The 16,087-nt window shown below is 74.2% G+C and carries 22 protein-coding genes and 3 pseudogenes; 13 read left to right on the top strand and 12 right to left on the bottom strand.

Annotated elements, in window-relative coordinates; genetic code table 11:
* Nucleotides 1–9: 9 nt before the first annotated feature.
* The 6 genes from U6N30_RS19065 to U6N30_RS19040 form a co-directional block, all read right to left on the bottom strand.
* Nucleotides 10–297: a hypothetical protein gene (locus U6N30_RS19065; RefSeq protein WP_324273498.1), complete on the bottom strand. Its 288-nt coding sequence runs from the start codon at nt 295–297 to the stop codon at nt 10–12.
* A 73-nt stretch (nt 298–370) separates the two neighbouring features.
* Nucleotides 371–1,240 (bottom strand): hypothetical protein, encoded by an 870-nt coding sequence (locus U6N30_RS19060; RefSeq protein ID WP_324278376.1) that lies wholly within the window; start codon nt 1,238–1,240, stop codon nt 371–373.
* 20 nt (nt 1,241–1,260) lie between these two features.
* Nucleotides 1,261–1,884: a DEAD/DEAH box helicase gene (locus U6N30_RS19055; RefSeq protein WP_324278375.1), complete on the bottom strand. Its 624-nt coding sequence runs from the start codon at nt 1,882–1,884 to the stop codon at nt 1,261–1,263.
* Nucleotides 1,885–2,210: 326 nt separating this feature from the next.
* Entirely contained in the window at nt 2,211–3,014 is an 804-nt protein-coding gene (locus tag U6N30_RS19050; protein ID WP_324273497.1) for a hypothetical protein, read from the bottom strand.
* Nucleotides 2,930–4,540, bottom strand: coding sequence for a DUF4011 domain-containing protein (locus U6N30_RS19045; protein WP_324273496.1), 1,611 nt, complete (start codon nt 4,538–4,540; stop codon nt 2,930–2,932). Before U6N30_RS19045 ends, U6N30_RS19050 begins: the two co-directional genes overlap by 85 nt.
* On the bottom strand, nt 4,537–5,454 hold the full coding sequence (locus U6N30_RS19040) for a DUF4011 domain-containing protein (RefSeq protein WP_324273495.1): 918 nt from the start codon (nt 5,452–5,454) through the stop codon (nt 4,537–4,539). Before U6N30_RS19040 ends, U6N30_RS19045 begins: the two co-directional genes overlap by 4 nt.
* A 21-nt stretch (nt 5,455–5,475) precedes the next feature.
* On the opposite strand from U6N30_RS19040, the gene U6N30_RS19035 reads away from it, so the two are divergent.
* The 3 genes and pseudogenes from U6N30_RS19035 (at nt 5,476) to U6N30_RS19030 (ending at nt 6,829) form a co-directional block, all read left to right on the top strand.
* Entirely contained in the window at nt 5,476–5,814 is a 339-nt protein-coding gene (locus U6N30_RS19035; RefSeq protein WP_324273494.1) for a hypothetical protein, read from the top strand.
* Nucleotides 5,815–6,137: 323 nt separating this feature from the next.
* Nucleotides 6,138–6,353, top strand: a pseudogene (locus tag U6N30_RS34205) (DUF7669 domain-containing protein); the annotation flags it as partial.
* Nucleotides 6,308–6,829, top strand: a complete 522-nt coding sequence (locus U6N30_RS19030) for a DUF6884 domain-containing protein (RefSeq protein WP_422678128.1) — start codon at nt 6,308–6,310, stop codon at nt 6,827–6,829. The pseudogene U6N30_RS34205 and the gene U6N30_RS19030, both read left to right, overlap by 46 nt.
* A 67-nt stretch (nt 6,830–6,896) precedes the next feature.
* Here U6N30_RS19030 and U6N30_RS19025 read toward each other — a convergent pair whose 3' ends face one another.
* Complete coding sequence (locus U6N30_RS19025) at nt 6,897–7,388, bottom strand: hypothetical protein (RefSeq protein WP_324273492.1); 492 nt, start codon at nt 7,386–7,388, stop codon at nt 6,897–6,899.
* A gap of 242 nt (nt 7,389–7,630) precedes the next feature.
* Between U6N30_RS19025 and U6N30_RS19020 the strand changes: the two genes are divergently transcribed.
* The 6 genes and pseudogenes from U6N30_RS19020 to U6N30_RS34200 all read left to right on the top strand — a co-directional run.
* Nucleotides 7,631–7,813, top strand: coding sequence for a hypothetical protein (locus U6N30_RS19020; protein WP_324273491.1), 183 nt, complete (start codon nt 7,631–7,633; stop codon nt 7,811–7,813).
* Nucleotides 7,814–7,821: 8 nt separating this feature from the next.
* Nucleotides 7,822–8,862, top strand: coding sequence for a 3'-5' exonuclease (locus U6N30_RS19015; protein ID WP_324273490.1), 1,041 nt, complete (start codon nt 7,822–7,824; stop codon nt 8,860–8,862).
* 52 nt (nt 8,863–8,914) lie between these two features.
* A complete protein-coding gene (locus U6N30_RS19010) occupies nt 8,915–9,298 on the top strand; it encodes a DUF1707 SHOCT-like domain-containing protein (RefSeq protein WP_324273489.1) in 384 nt (127 codons plus the stop codon).
* Nucleotides 9,229–9,552, top strand: coding sequence for a DUF4234 domain-containing protein (locus U6N30_RS19005; protein WP_324273488.1), 324 nt, complete (start codon nt 9,229–9,231; stop codon nt 9,550–9,552). Before U6N30_RS19010 ends, U6N30_RS19005 begins: the two co-directional genes overlap by 70 nt.
* Nucleotides 9,553–9,766: 214 nt before the next feature.
* Complete coding sequence (locus tag U6N30_RS19000; RefSeq protein ID WP_324273487.1) at nt 9,767–10,246, top strand: DUF4234 domain-containing protein; 480 nt, start codon at nt 9,767–9,769, stop codon at nt 10,244–10,246.
* 24 nt (nt 10,247–10,270) lie between these two features.
* Nucleotides 10,271–10,705, top strand: a pseudogene (locus tag U6N30_RS34200) (cupin domain-containing protein); the annotation flags it as partial.
* Here the strand turns inward: U6N30_RS34200 and U6N30_RS18995 are convergent.
* The 4 genes from U6N30_RS18995 to U6N30_RS18980 are packed head-to-tail and all read right to left on the bottom strand — an operon-like array spanning nt 10,624 to nt 12,188.
* Entirely contained in the window at nt 10,624–10,869 is a 246-nt protein-coding gene (locus U6N30_RS18995; protein ID WP_324273486.1) for a hypothetical protein, read from the bottom strand. The pseudogene U6N30_RS34200 and the gene U6N30_RS18995 overlap by 82 nt on opposite strands.
* Before the next feature lie 55 nt (nt 10,870–10,924).
* Complete coding sequence (locus U6N30_RS18990) at nt 10,925–11,422, bottom strand: hypothetical protein (RefSeq protein ID WP_324273485.1); 498 nt, start codon at nt 11,420–11,422, stop codon at nt 10,925–10,927.
* The gene (locus tag U6N30_RS18985) at nt 11,419–11,841 is read right to left on the bottom strand and encodes a hypothetical protein (RefSeq protein ID WP_324273484.1); all 423 of its coding nucleotides are present in this window, start codon (nt 11,839–11,841) and stop codon (nt 11,419–11,421) included. The genes U6N30_RS18990 and U6N30_RS18985 overlap by 4 nt, the downstream gene beginning before the upstream one ends.
* The gene (locus U6N30_RS18980) at nt 11,838–12,188 is read right to left on the bottom strand and encodes a hypothetical protein (protein ID WP_324273483.1); all 351 of its coding nucleotides are present in this window, start codon (nt 12,186–12,188) and stop codon (nt 11,838–11,840) included. Before U6N30_RS18980 ends, U6N30_RS18985 begins: the two co-directional genes overlap by 4 nt.
* Before the next feature lie 97 nt (nt 12,189–12,285).
* Here U6N30_RS18980 and U6N30_RS18975 point away from each other — a divergent pair, with 97 nt between their 5' ends.
* A complete protein-coding gene (locus tag U6N30_RS18975; protein ID WP_324273482.1) occupies nt 12,286–12,867 on the top strand; it encodes a DUF4234 domain-containing protein in 582 nt (193 codons plus the stop codon).
* A 64-nt stretch (nt 12,868–12,931) separates the two neighbouring features.
* On the opposite strand, the gene U6N30_RS18970 is transcribed toward U6N30_RS18975, so the two are convergent.
* Nucleotides 12,932–13,828 (bottom strand): isocitrate lyase/PEP mutase family protein, encoded by an 897-nt coding sequence (locus tag U6N30_RS18970; RefSeq protein WP_324273481.1) that lies wholly within the window; start codon nt 13,826–13,828, stop codon nt 12,932–12,934.
* A 103-nt stretch (nt 13,829–13,931) separates the two neighbouring features.
* On the opposite strand from U6N30_RS18970, the gene U6N30_RS18965 reads away from it, so the two are divergent.
* The 3 genes and pseudogenes from U6N30_RS18965 to U6N30_RS18955 all read left to right on the top strand — a co-directional run.
* Nucleotides 13,932–14,636: a GntR family transcriptional regulator gene (locus U6N30_RS18965; protein WP_324273480.1), complete on the top strand. Its 705-nt coding sequence runs from the start codon at nt 13,932–13,934 to the stop codon at nt 14,634–14,636.
* A complete protein-coding gene (locus U6N30_RS18960; RefSeq protein ID WP_324273479.1) occupies nt 14,633–15,124 on the top strand; it encodes a hydantoinase/oxoprolinase N-terminal domain-containing protein in 492 nt (163 codons plus the stop codon). Before U6N30_RS18965 ends, U6N30_RS18960 begins: the two co-directional genes overlap by 4 nt.
* 285 nt (nt 15,125–15,409) lie before the next feature.
* Nucleotides 15,410–16,024, top strand: a pseudogene (locus tag U6N30_RS18955) (hydantoinase/oxoprolinase family protein); the annotation flags it as partial.
* Between the last annotated feature and the right edge of the window lie 63 nt (nt 16,025–16,087).

The raw sequence follows: 16,087 nt of genomic DNA, 5'->3' as shown, positions 1-16,087 counted from the left end.
GGAGCGGGCTCAGACGGTGAGGAGACCCGACGGCTGCTCGACGAGGCGGCCGCGGTGCAGCGCCAGCTTCAGCGCCGCCTCGAGCGCGGGCGTGATGGCCGGCGTCCGCCGCTTGTAGCCGAAGATCGCCGCCGCCTGGGTGAGCAGCTCGTCGGCTGCCATCCCGGCGCTCGCCCGGCACAGCGCCGCCATCGCGTTGCCGATCTCCTCGGGTGCCACGTGGTCGATCGGCCGGTCGGTGCTCGACGTCTGCCGGCGGAACCCGTCGAACGTGTCGGGGAGACGCCCTCGGGCCACAGGTAGCCGTCGACCACCGCCGACGGTGGCAGCAGCGAGAGCAGCGTCGTCTTCCGGCCCTCCGACGCCCGGTTCAGCCCGAACGCGTTGACGGTGAGCTTGGCCAGCCGGTCGGCGTGGATCGGCCCTCGGCCTTGATGCCCGCCGCCAGCACCCGGCGCACCGCCCGCGCGGCCTTCGACGCGGGCAGCTCGTCGAGCACCGCCTTGTCGCCGGCCGGCTTGGGCAGCCACGGCACGAACGGGGTCTCGCCGTCCAACGCCGCCGGTCCGGCCGGCTTCTTCGCCGTCGCGGCCCGGGGCGCCGGCTTCGCCGGAGCGGCGGGCACGGCCACCGACGCCGTCACCGACGAGCGCAGCGCGGCCACGCCCTTGAACGACTCCTGCGCGGCGGTCGGCAGCTGGATCGGCTCGGCGACCGGAGCGGTCGGGAGGGCATCCACCGCCTCGACCAGCCGGTCGACGACGGCGGCGCGGTCGGCCAGCCACGTCGGCAGCCACACCCGCTCGACGAGCGGCCAGCGCAGCATGTCGCCGAGCACCTCGACCGGCAGGCCGTCCCGGTCGCCCACGGTTCCGCGGCGGGCCCACGCCGGACCGTCGAGCAGCACGGCCATCAGCGGTGAGTCCGGGTCTGCGGAGCGTGACACCGCGAGGTCGACCTTGAAGTCCGACAGCCCGACGTCGGTGCGCACCACGAGCCCGCGCTCGCGCAGCTGCGCGGCGATCTCCTCGCGGTGCCGGTCCACGACGACGGCCGACCGCGCGTCGCGGGGCAGCACGTCGGTCCCCTGCGCCGCCATGTCGAGGTAGGCCCGCAGGTGCTTGATGCCCACCGACGACGTCTCCTCGGCCCGCAGCTGCTCCGGGTCGAAGGACGAGAAGACGACGACCTGCCGCCGCGCGCGGGTCACCGCCACGTTCAGCCGCCGCTCGCCGCCCACCCGGTTCAACGGCCCGAAGTTCAGCGGCAGCTCGCCGGCCGCGTTGGGGAGAAGCCGGTGGAGAAGAAGACGACGCCGCGCTCGTCGCCCTGCACGTTCTCCAGGTTCTTGACGAACAGGCCTTCGCCGTCCGTGCGGTCCAGAGCCGCGGCCAGCCGCTCGTCGTCGGCGTCGCGCAGCAGCGCCTCGATGTAGGCGCGCTGCTGGGCGTTGAACGTGACGACGCCGATCGAGGGCACCGCGTCGACGCCGTCCCACTTCGGCACCGCGTCGAACCGGCGGCGGATCTCGGCGACGATCGCCGTCGCCTCGATCGGGTTGGTGCGCAGCAACCGGCCGGCACCGGAGCGGTGGAACGTGCCGGGCACCCGGACCAGGGAGACACCGCGCCCGTCGGGCTCGGACGAGGGCCGACCGTGCGTCGGCGCCGGGAACGAGGACAGCCGGTTGCCGTAGTACTGGGCGTTGGAGAACGCGATCAGCGACTCGTCCTGGCTGCGGTAGTGCCACGACAGCCACTGCCGCGGCACCCGTGCCTGCACGCACTCCGACAGGATCGACTCCTCGTCCTCCACCGCGGTCTCGGCGAGGTCGCCCGCGTCGTCGGACACCGACGACGGCTCGGCGAAGGACGTCGGCGGCATCTGCTTGGAGTCACCGACCACGACGGCGGCCTTCGCCCTGCCCAGCGCACCCACGGCGTCGGCCACCCGGATCTGGGACGCCTCGTCGAAAACCACCAGGTCGAACAGGCCCGAGACGGCCGGGAAGAACCGGGCCACCGAGTCCGGTGAGACCAGCACGCACGGCATCACCTGGGTGATCAGCTCGCCGTAGGTCGCCAGCAGCTGCCGGACGCCGAGCCCGCGGCGCTGCTTGGCCAGCTCCCGCTGCAGCGCGCCCACCTGGCCCGATCCGGATGCCGCGTCGAACGGCCGGGCCTCGAGCACGCGAGCCGGCAATGCCGTCGTCAGGTGCTCGCGCACCGACCGCGAGGCCCGGGTGAACCGGCGGATCGCCTTCTCGTGCGCGCCGGCGTCGAACAGGTCCAGGCCGGTCGCGTCCAGCCGCTCCGCGACCGAGGCCATGGCCAGACCGCGGTCGAACGCCCGCACCGCGTCGTCGGCCTTGACCGCCCCTGTGACGAGCAGCGCGCGGGCGTCGAACAGCCCGGCGAAGCGCAGCGGCTCGAGGGTGTCGAGGAAGGAGACCCAGCGGCGCAGCGACATGAGCACCGAGCCGTCGCCCCTCGCTCGGGGCGGGTCATCGACCAGCGCAGCACGAAGCCGTCGTCCCCGGCCCAGGTGGCCAGCTGGTGAGAGGTGGTCCGGCAGGCGGCGACCAGCGCGGCGACGGCGTCCCGCAGCCGGGCCACGGCTTCGGCCGCCGCCGTGCCCGCGGGCAGCCCGGCGACGATCAGCTTGCGCAGCTGGACGTGGAACTGCGTCGAGCCGTCGACGGCCGCCCCGGCCCGCCGCAGCCAGTCCACCTGCTGCGCCAGGAGGTCGCCGTCGAGGAACGGGTTCCAGCCCTCGGGCACCGAGAGACCGGAGATCGAGTCCGCGCGGGTGGCGATCGCCTGCACCGCGGTCTGCACCCGCCACAGGTTCTCGACGACGACCGGGACGTCCTTGGGCTTCACCTTCGCCTCGGGACGGAGGTAGGGCGCCAGGGAGTCACGGACGGCGATCAGCTTGCGCCGCCGTCCCCACCAGGAGGACGCCGCCGCTGTCTGCGCGGCCACGTAGATCTCGGCCAGCGGCAGCTGCAGCACCTCGGGCGTGCACACGTCGAGGCCGGGGTGGCGGAAGGCGGTGAACGCGGCGATCTCGCCGAGCACCGCCGACGTCGCCGCCGTCCAGAAGGCGCCGAAGGTCTCGTCGAGGACGTCGAGCCCGATCCCCGGCCCGCTGAGGACGTGCACGAGGGCGTCGAGCTCGTCGACCGTGCTGGTGCGGCGCAGCACCCCGGCCAGCTCCGGCACGGCCTGCACCTCGCGGACGGCGGCGTCCACCGCGGACGCGGCCGCCTGGGTGGCCGGGAGGTCGATGTCGGGGAATCGACGAACGCCCACGGGTGCCGGGGCGACGGGCGGGTCAGGTCCGCGATGTCGGGCAGCAGCGCCAGCTCCACGCGCACCGAGCGCAGCACCTCGGCCGGGGCGTTGGCAGCGAACGGCAGCGGCACCGGCAGCGGCGATACCTCCGTGCCGCCCGCGAGCTCCGACGTCCGGGCCGAGTACAGCGAGAGCCCGACCGCGTTCGGGTCGTGCAGGCGGTCGGTGTAGCGGGCCAGCATCCGGCGCGCGGACCGCAGCGACTCGCCGTCGGCGGCCAGGCCCTGCTCGTCGACGGTGACGGCGTGCTCCAGCGCCAGCCGGATCTGCGCCCGCACCATCGAGGCCCGCGAGCCCTTGTCGTGCAGGTCGAGGGCGAACATGCCCATCCCGACGGCGTCGAGCCGGCGCGCGACGACGTCGAGGGCCGCGCGCTTCTCGGCGACGAAGAGCACCCGCTTGCCCTCGGCGACCGCCCGGACGAGCAGGTTGGTGATCGTCTGCGACTTGCCGGTGCCGGGCGGGCCCTCGAGCACGAAGGTGCGCCCGGCGGTGGCCTCGGCGATCGCCCGCAGCTGGGAGGCGTCGGCGGGGGCGGGCAGCTCGGCGGCCAGCTCGTCGAGGTCGGTGTAGGAGCCGGTGTCGCGGGCCGGGTCCTCGAACGCCTCGGTCGGCTCGTGCACCAGGTGGGAGACCAGCGGGTTGTCGGTGAAGTCGGCCCAGTGCTCGTCCAGGTCCTTCCACAGCCGGAACTTCGCGAACTGCAGGATCGCGAGGTCGGCGGTCGACTCGACCCGGTAGGGCAGCCCGTGCCCGACCAGCGCCGACCGCATCGCCTCGAACGCGGCGTCGAGGTCGAGCGTGCCGTCGACCGCCTCGGTCAGCGTCGGCACGGTCAGCCCGTGCAGCTGGCGCAGCTTCTCGAGCAGGCAGTAGTTGGGCGTGCTGGACCCGGACTCGTCCAGGGAGAGCCGGTAGGAGCCGGTGCGGCCCATGGGCGCGAGGACCACCGGGATGAGCACCAGCGGAGAGCGCAGCGGGCGGCCGTCCAGCTCCCACACCAGGCTGCCCAGGGCCAGGTAGAGGTTGTTGGCGCCGGTCTCCTCGAGCACCGTCTTGGCCTTGTAGGCCAGGTTGCGCAGCTTCGGCAGGTAGCCGGCGCCGGAGACGTCGACGTGCAGTTCGCGCCGCTCGACCAGCAGCTCGGTCAGCTGCTCGTCGGGCAGCTCACGCGCGGTGGTCACCCCCGCTCGGCCTGGACGGCGGCGAGCTGGTCGGCCGGCAGCAGGCTGACCGGCGTCCCGTCGTGGACGAAGTTCTCCAGGGCGCCCAGCGCCGTGCCCGGGATCGTCAGCGCGAGCCCGGAGCGCTCGGTGTAGTTGATCAGCCGGTTGCGCAGGCTGAGGTCGAGCAGCGCGTTCTTCCACTGCTGCACCCGCGCCGGCGCCTCGGGCTTCGACGACGACGCCGGGGTGGGCGGCTCCGCCTTGGTGGGGGCGCTGTGCAGCGCCGGCCGGTACTCGACGACCTGCAGCACGCCGGCCTCGTCCCGCGCCCGGGCCGGCAGCGGGTAGATGCCGTCCTTGCGCGCCCGGTGGACGTCGGTGACGCCGAGGATCCGGTCGAGGTCACCGGCCAGCCAGTCGCCGTAGGCCGGGGTGTGCAGGTCTGCGGCGAGCTCGCCCGAGCTGGTGAGCAGGATCGTCTCGACCAGGCCGACCAGCCCGAGGTCGACCAGGTTGACCAGGGGAGCGGCGTCGGTGGTCGCGGCCGATTCGGCTGACCGTTCCTCCCGCCAGTAGCCGAGGAAGGAGTGCCCGTCGGCCAGCCACAGCAGCGGCCGGACGCCGGCCTGCTCCAGCGCGGCGGCCATGACGACGACGAGGTCGAGCGGGGTGCCGACGCGCCAGGTGAGGACGTCGCCCGGCGAGCGCACCTGCTGGCCGAGGTCGGACCAGCTGACCGGCGGCTCGCTGTAGCGGATCCCCCGGCGCTGGAGGACGGCGGCGATCGCGGAGACGATCTCGTCGACCCGCTCGGGGCCGTCGGCGTAGCCCTGGATCGAGCCGCGGCCGGTCCGCTCCTCCAACAGGTCGGCCGCCTCGCTGACCACCGCGGTGACCGCCGGGTGGTTGGGCAGCACGTGGGCGGCGAGCATCTCCAGCGCCAGGGGACGGGAGTGGCCAGCCACTGCTGGGCGGCGAGCACCTGGACGACGCGGCTGCTCTCGCCGAGCACCGTGGTGCCGTCCGGGCCCTCGGTCAGCACCTCGACGTCGATGACGCCCGGGCGCTGTTCCTCGACGTTCAGCATCGCGGCCGGGTCCATGACCAGGCCGAGGTCGGTGAGCACCGTCGTCCGGCCCTCGTCGAGGTCGGCCAGGAGCTCGACCGTCCGGGCGATCGGGCCCTCGGCGTCGCGGACGCCGAGCCGCACCGTGGCCGCCCGCACCGGGCTCCCGAGGTTGGTGAGGGCGAGCCGCGACACCACCGGGACCCGGTTGTGGGCCAGCGCGTAGCTGAGGACGGGCGTGGACGTGATCTCGATGGAGACCGCCGCCCGCGGGGCGACGACGTCGCCCACCTGGATGTCGGCAGTGCTCTCCATGTCACCTGTCTACCGGAGCGGACCGATCGGTCACTCCATGCTCCCCGACGGAAGGGGCGCGTGTGACGGTTGGGCCGGTTCGTTGCCCCGGATCACAACGGGGCCCGTGGCCGACGGTACCGAGCGGACCGCCGCCTGCCGATCGGGGCGGCCCCCGCAACCGGTGTCCACCGAAGGTGCGGACTTCCGTGCGCACCGGTTCCGGGCGCCCGGAGGCGGGGTTAGCGTCCGCGGATGAGCACCTCAGGGCTGCCCACGATCTGGGAGCTGGTCGCCGAGGGCGCGGCCACGCTGCCGGAGCCGTTCACCCGGGCCGCGCTCATCAACTGGGTCAGCGCCCGCCGCCCCGACGTCGGCGTCTCCTCGATCGCGACGCACATCCAGCTGGCCACCGGCAACGCCGGATCGCCGCCGTCGGGGCGGGCGCCGCTGCTGCACCGGGTCGACCGCGGTCGCTACGTCCGCCACCGCGAGGTGCGGACCCGGGCCGGCGTCGTCCTCGGGACGCGGCTGGTCCTCATCGGGTCCTCCGGGGGACGGCGGCCGAGCCGCTGCCGGTCGCGCGGATCTTCGCCAGCCCCGGCTTCGCCCGGGCCCGCGACGCTGCGGTCCGCGCCGGCCTCCCGTGGTTCGTGCTCAGCGCCGCGCACGGCGTGCTCGACGCCGACGACGTCGTCGGCCCGTTCGACCCCAGATCGGCGACCGGTCCACCGGCTACCGCACGGCCTGGGGCGAGTGGGTGGTGGCGCAGCTGGCCGAGCGGGCCCGCCTGGACGGCGTCACGGTCGAGGTGCACGGCGGCGTCGACTTCGCCCAGCCACTGCGCCAGCCGCTCACCGCCGCGGCGCCACGCTGGAGATCCCGCTGCCCGGCGCATGGCAGGAGAGCGACGACGAGGTCCGGTCGCGGGACGGCGATGCGGGTGAGGCGCCGGTGCGGATCGCGCTCGGCCGGCTCCGCGACCTGGTGGTCCGTCACCGGGCGTCGTAGACGTCAGGGCTGCGGCGCGGGGCCGTCCTCCATCGCGCGCAGGGTCGCCTCGGTGACCATCCCGAGGGCGACATGCCCGACCAGTCCTCGGACGTGGGCGATCAGCGGGTAGGCGTTCGGTGCCCCGGCGAGGTGGAGCAGGGGAGCGGCCAGCTCGTCGTCCACGACGAACAGGAGCAGCCCGTACAGGGCGCCGCCGCCCGTGCGCACCCACCGCCGCCGCTGGACGGCGTACACCGCTCCCGGACCCATCCCGAGCCGGTAGTGGACGGCGATCCCCGCACCGTTCGGTTCATCGGAGCCCGCGTCGCTGCCGACCGCTCGGGTGACCTGCCGGACCACCGCGTGGGCGGTGTCCTTGCCGAACACGCGAGCACGCTTCTCCCGGAGCAGGTCGCGACTGCTCTCCCGCCGGAACATGGCCCAGGTCGCCACGTCCATCGCGAGGACGCCCACCGCGCCTGCCGCCGCTCCCCGCGCAGCTGCCGTCGGCATCGGTCCGACCTTCCGACCTGTCCCGCGCACCGCGACCCGGCGCGCTGGTCCTCGCCCGGCCCTACCCGGTGCGTTTCCGCGCACCGTCGGGGCGCGGCCGTCAGCAGCAGGGCGCCCCGGTGAGGAGACGCCCGCGACGCCTGTGACGGCTGCGGCGCGTCGACGCCGTGCCGTCACCCGCCGGTGCCGACCAGGCCGGATGCTGCCGATGGCCACTGCGAGAGGTCGTCTGGGGAGGGTGAATGTTCGGGGTCCCGATCGAGGTCCTGGTCGGTGCATCGGTGATCGGCGGACTGCTGCTGCTGGCCGCGCTGTTCCTGGCGGAGCGTGCCTCCGGCCGGCGGGCGGCCCGGCGCCGGCAGGCCGCCCCCAGGGGCGCGCTGCCGGTCCCGCCATCCCCGCACCCCGGCGCCCCGTCGACCTGACCGAGCTGGTGGGGCCGGTCGCGTTCGCCGAGCCGGGGATGCGCGGGCGGCTGTTCCAGTACGGCGGCGACGGCCCCGGGTTCCCGGTCGACGCGCCCTTCGCCGTCGTGTCGGTCGAGACGACCGGGCTCTCGCCGGCCACCGGCGACCGCATCGTCGAGATCGCCGTCGTCCGGGTCGACGACCGCGGCCGCACCGAGGACGAGTACGTCACCCTGCTCGCCCCCGGCCACGACGTCGGCCCGGCGTTCGTCCACGGCATCTCGCCCAGCGAGGTGCGCGACGCCCCGTCGTTCGAGGACGTCGCGGGCGAGCTGCTGGACCGCCTGGACGGCGCCGTCGTCGTCGCGCACAACGCCGCGCTCGTGGAGCGCTTCCTCGCCGCGGAGTTCACCCGGATCGGCGTGACGCTGCCGCTCAACCCCGGGCTCTGCACGTCGTGGCTCGCCCGCCGCACCCTGCGCGCTCCGAATCATCGGCTGGACACGCTGGCCCGGGTCGTCGGCCTGCCGGTCGCGGACCCCCGCACCGCCCTCACCGACGCCCGCACCGTCGCGGCGCTGCTGCCGCGGCTGCTGGCGATGCAGGCGGAGCCGCCGCGCTACCTGACCGGTCTGCGGCCCATGCCCGAGCTCGACGTCGAGGTGGAGCCGACGACCAGGTTCGGCGAGCTGAGCCCGAGGACCGACGGCTGGATCGCGTCGATCGTCGACCGGCTGCCGCGAGCGGTCGTCGACGCCCCGAACGCCGCCGCCCAGCGCTACGTCGACACGCTGACGTGCGCCCTGGGCGAGGGCCGGATCCTCGGCGGTGAGGGACAGCTGCTCGCCCGCCTCGCCGCCTCCGCGGGCATCACCCCCGAGCAGCTGCTCGCGCTGCACCGCCGCGTCCTGGGGCACCTGCGCGCCTGCGCCCTGGAGAACGCCATCCTCACCACCGCGGAGCTCCGGCAGCTCAAGACCGCCGCGAGCGGGCTGGGGCTGCCCGACGCCTTCGACGACCTGCGCCCGACCTCGCCGCAGGACCTGATGGCGGCCCGGCTGCGCTGAGCGAGCCGATCCGACCCGTTCCGCGAACGGTGCCGGCGTGCGACGATTCGGCATGACCACGGCACGCCACCTCCGGGTCTCCGACGCCGAGCGGCAGGCCGCCGCAGCACGGATCGGTGCCGCCTGGGCCGAGGGCCGGCTCGACGACGCCGAGTACGACCGGCGGCTGGCGCAGGCCTTCGCCGCGGTCACCTACGGCGATCTCGACCAGCTCTTCGCCGACCTGCCCGGCCCGCGGCCCGTCCAGCCCCGCCGCAGTTCGGGCCGCCTGCTCCCGCCTACCGCCCCATGCCCGGCGTCCGGGCGCCCGCGCGGAGCTGGGTCCCGACGGGCGCGGTCGGGCAGGTGCGCACGACCCGGCTGCAGATGCTGCTGTTCGTCGTCACGTTCGGCATCTGGGGATACGTGTACTTCTTCCAGACCCACGACGAGATGAAGCGGCACACCGGCGACGGTCTCGGCGGCGTGCTCGCGCTGCTGCTGGCGGTGGTGTTCTGGCTCGCCTCGCCGTTCCTGCTCAGCCACGAGGTGGGCCGCCTCTACGAGAGCCGCGGTCAGCGCAGCCCGGTCAGCGCGCTCACCGGGCTCTGGTTCTTCCCCGGGATCTTCCTGCTCGTCGGCCCGCTCGTCTGGTTCGTGCTGACCAACCGGGCGCTCAACGGCTACTGGCGCAGCCTCGGCGCACGCTGAGGCGGGACGCCGCCTGGCGAAGCGCCCGGCGCACCGGTCCGGTCGCTGACGGTGGCGCGCCGATCCGGCGGCGGGGTGGGGTCCGCGTGACCCCGGGACCCGAGGGACGACGCGGGCACGTCGGTGACGGCAAGACGGCGCCACGGCCCAGCGAGTCCCCTACGTTCCGCATGCCCGCGGATGCACCGGGGGCGCGAACACGGAAGCGGGGGCCATGACAACGTCCGAGAACTATGCGCCGCAGCAGCAGGTGCAGCCCTACCCGGGCCAGCAGCACGGCTACGGGCAGCCGATGCCGGGGGTCCCGGCCCACGCGCAGCACGCGCAGCCGCAGGGCCCGATCGGTCGGGTGCGTGGCACGGGCATCACGATGCTGCTGTTCGTGGTCACCTTCGGGATCTGGGGGTTCGTGTACTACTACCAGACCCACGAAGAGATGAAGCGGCACAGCGGTGAAGGCATCGGCGGGGTCCTTGCCCTGGTGCTGAGCATCTTCGTCGGGATCGCGTCTCCCTACCTGCTCAGCCACGAGGTCGGCGGTCTGTACGAGCGACGCGGCCAGCACAAGCCGGTCAGCGCTGTGACCGGACTCTGGGTCTTCCCCGGCATGTTCATCCTCGTCGGTCCGATCATCTGGTTCGTCAAGACCAACGGCGCCCTCAACGCGTACTGGCGCAGCCTCGGCGCACGCTGACGCCCACCGCCTGCGCTCCCGGCCGTGCCGCGCCCGACGGGCGCGGCACGGCCGGATCCGTCGGTGGTGTCCGCACGTCCGTGGGCCGGTGGGCGTCCGCCCCCACGGGAAAGCGTCCGCCGAACCGGTCCGGTCGCTGACGCCGTTGACGTCGCCGCCCCGACGCGCCACCGTGGCGGACTGGGGGCCAGGCGAACCTCGGGGGTGCGCGATGACCGTGCTCGAACCGGGCGAGGGTTCCGGCTGACCGCCTTGGGGTCCACGTACACGACCAAGGCCGCGTCCGCCGAGACGCGCGGCGCCTACTGGCTGGTCGAGGAGGAGTTCTTCGGCGACAGCACGCCGCTGCACGCCCACACCGTCGCCGAGGAGGCCTTCTACGTCCTCTCCGGCAAGGTCGCGGTCTGGATCGGCGATGCGGAGACCGTCGCGCGGCCGGGCGCCTTCCTGCTCGTCCCGCGCGGCACGCCGCACGCGCTGCGGCGACTCGGCGAGGAGTCGGTGCGCATGCTGACCCTGGTGTCGCCGTCGGGGATGGAGGACTTCTTCCGGGCGGTCGCCCGCGAGGGGAGGAGTGGCTGCTCGAGGACCCCGAGCGACTCGTCACCCTGGCCGGCCAGCATGGGACGCAGATCCTGGGCGACCACCCCGGCTGAACGATCCGCGCGCCAGGAATCCTCACGGGCCCAGGAACCACAGCAGCTGGGTGTCCTCGCGCTCGTCGTCGCACTCGCCGATGGCCAGCGTCCCGGACTCCGCGGGGTAGAGGGCCCGGACGTCGAGCCGCCGATCGCAGCCGAGGTCGAGCGGCGGCAGCGCCTCGCCGGTCGTGAGGTCCACCGCCCGCACCCCCACCGGGGCCGGCAGCACCGCCCACACCTGCGCCGGCTCCACGGTCAGCGCATAGCCGTAGACCCGGTCCTCCAGCTGGGCGAGCAGCGGCCCCGCGCCGCCGCCGTCGGGCACTGCCAGCAACCACGAGCCGTGCTGCACCGCGGCGAGGACGAAGACGGTGCCGTCGGCCGTGCCGGCGACCGACCGGGTCTCGGCGCCCTCGGCCAGGCCGGTCGTGCGCACCGCCGGCCCCGCCGGCTGCAGATCGGCCTCGTACCGGAGCAGTGTCGGGATCCGGTCCTCCGCGATCTCGGTGGGGGACGCGTCGAACACCAGGGTCACGCCGCCCGAGGGGCGGGGAGGAGCCCGGCGAGCTGGTCGGCGACCGGGTACGCCGAGGCGGACGCGACGTCGTCGGTCAGGTCCCGCTCGGCCAGGACCCGGACGGTCGGGACGTCCACCGCCAGCAGCGCCTCGCGGATGCCCGTACCGGTGACGACGCTCAGGAAGACGTATAGCCGCGCCCCTCCGGGGGCCAGTGCCGACCGGCCCGTCGACGACCGGACGTCGTCGCGGGCGGGCAGCAGGACGGTCGTCCGCACGTCCCCGGTGGCCGGGGCGACGACCCGCATCCCGAGACCCCCGTCAGCGAGCCGTCCCGTGACGACCACCGACCCGTCGTCGAGCACGTGGAGCCCCCACACGTCCTCGACCCGCGGAACGGGGACGACGCCCGCGATCGCCGTGCCCCGCAGCGTCACCAGCGACTGGGGAGCGTGCGGTCCACCGGGCTCAGCAGGGCGAACGCCCCGCCGTCCGGCGCGGCCGCGGCCGAGACCACGCGGGCGAAGGTCCCCGGCGTCGCCGGCGTCAGGTCGACCGCCGCCCGCACCCGGGTCGGCGGACCCACGCTCGGCGGTCCGCCGGCCGGTGGACCGGCGTACGCGGGCAGGTCGGTGGAGGGATCGGTGGGGCGGGCCGGTCCGACGTCCACGGCCGACGGCGTCGGTCCCGGCGATCGGTCGCGATCCCCGGCCGGGCAGCCGCTCACCGCGAGCACCAGGCCGCCGGCGACCACCGCGATGGCCGCGCGACGCCACCGGGTCATCCCCGAGGTGTAGCACCCCGTGCCGAAAGGGGGTCACGGGAGCGTCGTGGCGGAGCAGGATGACTCGCTGCCGTCGGGGACCGCGAGAGGAGCAGCCATGACCATGCCGCAGAACCCGCCGCAGAACCCGCCGCCCCCGCCGCAGCACCCGCCGCCGCCCCCGGACGCCGGCCGGCCCGACGAGCGCGCGCCGTACGGCTACGCCGCACCGCCGGCCGGCTACGGCCCGCAGGGGTACGGCTCCCCGGCCTGGACCCAGCAGATGCCCGGCGTCCCCGCCTCCGAGCAGTACGGCCGCCCGCAAGGGCCGGTGGGCCAGGTCCGCCCGACCGGGATGATCATCCTGCTGTTCTTCGTGACGCTGGGCATCTGGGGTCTCGTCTACTACTTCCAGACCCACGAGGAGATGAAGCGGCACAGCGGCGAGGGTCTCGGCGGCGTCCTGGCCCTGGTCATCGCGTTCATCGTCGGCCTCGTCTCGCCGTTCCTGCTGAGCAACGAGGTCGGGCAGCTGTACGAGCGACGCGGGCAGGAGAAGCCGGTCAGCGCGCTCACCGCGCTGTGGTTCTTCCCCGGTCTCTTCATCCTGGTCGGCCCGTTCATCTGGTTCGTCCAGACCAACAACGCGCTCAACGCCTACTGGCAGAGCCTGGGTCAGACGCGGACGACGCTGGTCTGACCCGACATCGGGCGCAGATGCGCAGTTCCCGGCCGCGGAACTGCGCATCCGCGCCCACCGTCGGTCAGGCGCCCGAGAACCGTTGCTCGAGCCGCTGCACCTCGGGCAGGCCGACCAGGTCGGTGAACTCGGCGAAGGTCGGCACCGCGTCCAGCGCCGCCGTGGGCACGCCGTCGCGCTTCAGCGTGTCCAGCAGCGAGCGGATCCCGGCGGTCGCGGCCAGCAGCGTGCCGATCGGGTAGATCACCAGCGAGAAGCCGAGCTCGGCGATCCGCTCCAGCGACATCGGGGGCGTCTTGCCGCCCTCGGCCCAGTTGAAGACCAGCGGAGCCACTCCGCGCAGCTCGGTGGCCACGTGCTCGATGTCGGCCTCCGAGGTGGGCGCCTCCACGAAGAGGACGTCGGCCCCCGCGTCGGCGAAGGCCCGGGCCCGCGCGATGGCGTCGTCGGTCCCCGTGACGGCGACCGCGTCCGTGCGGGCGATGATCAGCAGGTCCGGGTCGCGACGCGCCTCGACGGCGGCCCGCAGCTTGCCGGCCATCTCGTCGGCCGGGATCAGCAGCTTGCCGCTCATGTGCCCGCACTTCTTGGGCATCACCTGGTCCTCGAGCTGGATCCCGGCGACCCCGGCCTGCTCGTAGAGCTGCACGGTCCGGACGACGTTGAGCGCGTTGCCGTACCCCGTGTCCGCGTCGGCGATGACCGGCACGTCGACGGCGGAGACGATCCGCCGGGCGTTGTCCACCATCTCGGCGCCGCTGAGCAGACCCACGTCGGGCCGGCCGATCAGCGACGCCGTCGTCCCGAACCCGGTCATGTAGACGGCGTCGAAGCCGGCCTGCTCGATCAGCCGAGCGCTCAGCGCGTCGTAGGCGCCGGGCGCGACGAGCGGAGCGGGCCCGGCCATCAGCTCTCGCAGCCGTGCCCTCGGCGTGCGCCCGTTGCTCAAGAACTCCGCCACGACGGCCCCTCTTGTATGCAGTCACCTGGAATTTACGGGCAGCCGTTGCCTCCTGGAACCCGGCGGCCCTAGGTTTGCACACAATCTTCGAGGGGTGTGACCCATGACACGACCGGTGACGTCCGCCGAGCGGGCGCTGCAGGAGCTGCGCGAGCTCATCCTCGGCGGTGCGCTCAGCCCCGGCGCGCGGCTCGGCGAGGTCGAGCTGGCCGAGCGGCTGGGCGTCAGCCGCACGCCCGTCCGGGAGGCACTGAGCCGGCTGGCGGCCGAGGGTCTGGTCGAGATCAGCCCCAACCGCGGCGCCCGGGTGGCCACCTGGACGGTCGCCGAGCTCGAGGGCGTCTTCGACCTGCGCATCTCCCTCGAGCCGCAGCTCACCGGCTTCGCGGTCCCGAACGCGTCCCCGGCCGACATCGAGGAGCTCGACGACCTCGCGCACCGCATGGTCGAGGTCGGCGGCCCCGGTCCCCGGCAGGACCTCGACGCCCTCGTGCCGCTCAACCGCGCCTTCCACGACCGGCTGGTCGCTCTCGCCGCCCACCCCACCCTGGCCACCGCCCTGGCGGCGGCCATCCATCCGCCGATCGTGCGCCGCAACTTCTCCGCGTACGACGCCGAGTCGCTGCGCCGCAGCCTCGCCCACCACGTGGAGATCGTCGCCGCGCTGCGGGCCGACGACCCCGGCTGGGCCCGCGCGGTCATGACCGCCCACATCTCCAACGCGCGGGCCGTCATGGTCCGCGCCGCACTGCACGAGACAGCACAGCACGTGAGCACGCAGGACCCCAGCGATGAGGAGGCCTCATGAGTTACCGGCTCGGAGTCGACGTCGGAGGAACGTTCACCGACGTCCTGCTGGTGGAGGAGGGCAGCGGCAGCACCTGGCGGGCCAAGACCGCCTCGACCCCCGCCGACCAGGCCGTCGGCGTCCTCAACGGCATCGGCCAGGTCTGCGCCGCGGCGGGGATCGCATTGTCCGAGGTCGCTCAGGTGCTGCACGGCACCACGGTCGCGACCAACGCCATCCTCGAGGGCAAGGGCGCGACCGTCGGCCTGGTCACGACCAAGGGGTTCCGGCAGGTCCTGCAGATCGCCCGGTCGTTCGTCCCCGGCGGGCTGGCCGGCTGGATCATCTGGCCCAAGCCCGAGCCGCTGGCCGACCTCGAGAACACCGTCGAGGTCGACGAGCGGATCGCCACCGACGGCACCGTCGTCCGGGAGCTGGACGAGGATGACGTCCGCGCCCGGCTGACCCGGCTCGCCGGCCGGGACATCCAGGCGCTGGCCGTCTCCTGATCAACTCCTTCGCCGACCCGGCGCACGAGCGGCGGATCGCCGAGATCGCCGCGGAGGTGCTGCCGGGCGTTCCGATCAGCCTGTCCTCCGACGTGCTGCCCGAGATGCGCGAGTACGAGCGCACGCTGACCACCGTGGCCAACGGCTACGTCCAGCCGCAGGTCAAGAAGTACGTGCAGACCCTGTCGGACCAGCTGGCCGAGGGTGGCGTGCAGGGGAGCTGGCGATCCTGCGCAGCGACGGCGGCCTGCAGTCGGCCGAGGGGCCATCGGTGCCCCGGTCACCATGCTGCTGTCCGGCCCGGCCGGCGGGGTGACCGGCGCGGTCTGGGTCGCCGAGCAGTGCGGCCACCGCGACCTGATCACCTTCGACATGGGCGGCACGTCCACCGACGTCGCGCTCGTCCAGGACCTCTCGCCGCGGATCGGCCGCGAGACCAAGGTCGGCGACCTCACCGTCCGGGCGTCCAGCGTGGACGTGCGGACGGTCGGCGCCGGCGGCGGCTCGATCGCGCACGTGCCCGAGCTGACCAAGGCTCTGCGCGTCGGCCCGCAGTCCGCCGGCGCCGACCCGGGCCCAGCCGCCTACGGCAAGGGCGGTGTCGAGCCGACGGTCACCGACGCCAACGTCGTCCTCGGGTACCTGCCCTCGTCGCTGGCCGGCGGCGAGATCACCCTGGACGTCGAGGCCGCTCGCGCCTCGGTGAGCAAGGTGGCCGAGGCCATCGGGCTGGAGTCCCCGGAGGCCGCGGCCGCCGGGATCGTCGACATCGTCAACGAGAACATGCTGGGCGGCCTGCGGCTGGTCTCGGTCCAGCAGGGTTTCGACCCGCGCGACTTCGCCCTCGTCGCCTTCGGGGGTGCCGGGCCCCTGCACGCCAACGCGCTCGGGAAGCTCACCGGCGCGTGGCCGGTCATCGTGCCGCCGTCGCCCGGCGTGCTGTGCGCCCTCGGTGACGCGACC

Origin of the sequence: Blastococcus brunescens, from assembly GCF_035320885.1 — a bacterium.
GTDB lineage: Bacteria > Actinomycetota > Actinomycetes > Mycobacteriales > Geodermatophilaceae > Blastococcus_B > Blastococcus_B brunescens.
The sequence above is the reverse complement of the archived record's forward strand: the minus strand, read 5'-3'. Positions and strand labels throughout refer to the sequence as shown.

Coding starts and splice junctions, on each gene's coding strand:
- U6N30_RS19055 (WP_324278375.1), bottom strand. CDS start 1,884: ATGCCGCCGACGTCCTTCGCCGAGCCGTCGTCGGTGTCCGACGACGCG.
- U6N30_RS19040 (WP_324273495.1), bottom strand. CDS start 5,454: ATGCTCGCCGCCCACGTGCTGCCCAACCACCCGGCGGTCACCGCGGTG.
- U6N30_RS19025 (WP_324273492.1), bottom strand. CDS start 7,388: ATGCCGACGGCAGCTGCGCGGGGAGCGGCGGCAGGCGCGGTGGGCGTC.
- U6N30_RS19020 (WP_324273491.1), top strand. CDS start 7,631: ATGTTCGGGGTCCCGATCGAGGTCCTGGTCGGTGCATCGGTGATCGGC.
- U6N30_RS19010 (WP_324273489.1), top strand. CDS start 8,915: ATGACCACGGCACGCCACCTCCGGGTCTCCGACGCCGAGCGGCAGGCC.
- U6N30_RS19005 (WP_324273488.1), top strand. CDS start 9,229: ATGCTGCTGTTCGTCGTCACGTTCGGCATCTGGGGATACGTGTACTTC.
- U6N30_RS19000 (WP_324273487.1), top strand. CDS start 9,767: ATGACAACGTCCGAGAACTATGCGCCGCAGCAGCAGGTGCAGCCCTAC.
- U6N30_RS18995 (WP_324273486.1), bottom strand. CDS start 10,869: ATGCTGGCCGGCCAGGGTGACGAGTCGCTCGGGGTCCTCGAGCAGCCA.
- U6N30_RS18980 (WP_324273483.1), bottom strand. CDS start 12,188: ATGACCCGGTGGCGTCGCGCGGCCATCGCGGTGGTCGCCGGCGGCCTG.
- U6N30_RS18975 (WP_324273482.1), top strand. CDS start 12,286: ATGACCATGCCGCAGAACCCGCCGCAGAACCCGCCGCCCCCGCCGCAG.
- U6N30_RS18965 (WP_324273480.1), top strand. CDS start 13,932: ATGACACGACCGGTGACGTCCGCCGAGCGGGCGCTGCAGGAGCTGCGC.
- U6N30_RS18960 (WP_324273479.1), top strand. CDS start 14,633: ATGAGTTACCGGCTCGGAGTCGACGTCGGAGGAACGTTCACCGACGTC.